The sequence below is a fragment of the Streptomyces boncukensis genome (genome assembly GCF_011045075.1).
GTDB classification, from domain to species: domain Bacteria; phylum Actinomycetota; class Actinomycetes; order Streptomycetales; family Streptomycetaceae; genus Streptomyces; species Streptomyces boncukensis.
Genome location: NZ_JAAKZZ010000787.1, coordinates 1 through 2350, shown reverse-complemented (window position 1 = coordinate 2350; position 2350 = coordinate 1). Strand labels below are relative to the sequence as shown.

The 2350-nt window shown below is 66.0% G+C and carries 2 protein-coding genes and 1 pseudogene; all 3 read left to right on the top strand.

From position 1 onward, the window contains the following. A pseudogene (locus G5C65_RS39865) lies at positions 1-90 on the top strand (DUF397 domain-containing protein); the annotation flags it as partial. 187 nt (positions 91-277) lie between these two features. After that, on the top strand, positions 278-739 hold the full coding sequence (locus G5C65_RS35605) for a hypothetical protein (protein ID WP_165303195.1): 462 nt from the start codon (positions 278-280) through the stop codon (positions 737-739). A 16-nt stretch (positions 740-755) separates the two neighbouring features. Then, the coding region (locus G5C65_RS35600) for a DUF6571 family protein (protein WP_165303194.1) at positions 756-2350 on the top strand (1595 nt) is incomplete at its 3' end.

The window sequence follows — 2350 nt, the reverse complement described above, 5'->3', positions numbered from 1 at the left end:
TGGGAGGCGTTCGTCCTGGGAGCGCGGGACGGGGAGTTCGACCTGGAGCCGATGCCGCACAACGGGGGGCTGACGGCGGAGGAAGGGTGAGGGCTCTCCTCCCGCACGGCCGTATGGGGGCGGGGACACGGATGAGTCCCCGCCTGGTTCTGTGGAGGACGGCCACAGGCGAGATCGAGCCCATCAACCGCCATGGGGTGGTCGCATGTGGTGGTCGTGTCGTCGCCGTTGGTAGCTTGGGGCAACACTTGACTGTGCGACGTCTCATCGAGGGGCCATGGGGTCGGAAGAAAGCAGCGGATCGCGTCTGAACGGCCTCTCCGGAGGCTCCCAACCGCCCGAGTCCCGACCGGGCGGCCATGTGCCGCCACGGAGCGACCTGGCGCATTCGGAGGCGAAGAAGCAGAACGCGGCGCGTCATATCCAGGATGTGCTGGGTCCCGAGACCCGGAAGGCGGGGATGCTGGCGGACGGCGCGAACGAGTCCGTCACCGGGAATCCGGCGAGTCCGACCACCTTCACCAGTTCGCTGCACGGCTGGGGAGTGTGGACCGGGCTACGCCACCGCTCGAAGAAGTGGGCCCAGCATCACAAACAGCTCACTCAGCGGATTCGTACCGAGAAGGATGCGCTGATGGACGCCAACAAGGTGCTGGACGGGGGCGACATCCGGGTAGCCCAGGGGATGAATGCCCTGCCCCCGGAGGGGCGGTCCCGCAGCGCCATCGACGGACTGTAGCCAGGGGGCCCGGCGAATGCCGATCACGTACAACGACATCGTGAACGCGGACCTCAGCGGTCTCAAGGCGGCATCCGAGGCATGGAAGACGATGGGCAGCCGCTTCCTCAAACTGCAGGGCTCCTACCAGGACCACGTCAAAGCAGCAGTGGACGCGGATTCCTGGAGGGGTGAGTCCGCTGCGGCCTACTCGCGTTGGGGCCAGGCCACGCTCGACGAGTACGCGGAGGCGGAGGGCGAGGCGCAAGGGGTATCCGGACTCCTCAGCGACGCCTACAGCATTCTCAAGAAGCACAAGCAGAACGTGGAGAAGACACGGGACGACGCCCAAAAGGCCGGCATGGCCGTGGACTCGAACGGCCGCTGCACCATGGACCTGCGCAGGGTGGCGGAACTCAAGGGCGAGGCGACGGCCGAGCAGTACCGCCGTGACCACGCGGCCCGCCAAACGGTCGAGGAGTCCTGGTCGGATGCCATCGACAAGGCGGTCAAGGCCACCCAACGGGCCGATGAGAACATCAAGATGGCGCTGATGGCCGAACCGAAGCAGAGCAGCAAGGGCCTGCCGGGCGGCTTCAACGGCAACATCAAGGACGATGTCGGCGAGGCCAACGCCGCCCGCGCCGGCGAGGTCCTCAAGCGCCTCAAGAACGGCGACGATGTCAGCGCCGGAGACCTGCGGGACGCGCGGTTCCTGACCCGTGAGAACGGCAAGGACCCGGAGTTCAGCCGCACCCTGATCAACTCCCTCGGCGGACCCGAAGGGCTGATCAAGACCCACAACCGCCTGGACGACCTCGCGTACTTCGACGACAAGGACCAGAAGAAGAGCTACCTCTCCCTGGACAAGGGCCTGGCGACCACGCTGGCCACCGCGACCCGGAACCCGAACACGGAGTTCTACAAACGGTTTCGCGCAGGTCTCCAGAAGGCGGGCGTCTCCGCGTACGACCTCGACCTGGCTACACGGGGGCAGGGGGAGGGTCAGAAGGTCCGGGGCTACCAGAGCCTGGTCTCCCTCATGAAGCAGGGCAGCGGCTATTCGGGGCAGTTCCTCAAGGACGTGGCCCACGACATCCGCAAGGCGGAGGACAAGAAACAGGGCGGTCATCCGGATGTCTGGGACCTCAGAGGCGACTTCGGGGACAAGAAGCACGCCAGATTCGCCAGCGACCCGATGGACGGCATCCTCGGCATCATGTCCGACAACCCCAAGGCAGCGGCGGAGTACCTGGACCCGGGCCCGGGAGGGAAGAACGACAACCTCCAGTACCTCCTGACGGGGCGCGACTGGAAGAACGTCGACTTCTCCGACTCCAGGGAGGCGTTCTACCGGGAGTCCGATCCGGACATGTACAACGATTCCGACAAGGAGAGCACCAACGCCCGGAAGGGCCTGGGTGCCGCGATGACGGCAGCGGCGACCGGCGTATCGCCCTCGGACTCGTCTCCCCCTGTTCCTTCGTCACACTCGGACGCCAACAACCGCGTGTTCGTAAAAGCCCTGGGGGAGCTTTCCGCGAAGGGCGACGACATGCCCGCCGCCCTGCGCGGGGACATGGCCAAGATCATGGTTAACCATGGGCACGAGGTTCATGTGGCGATGAGTGA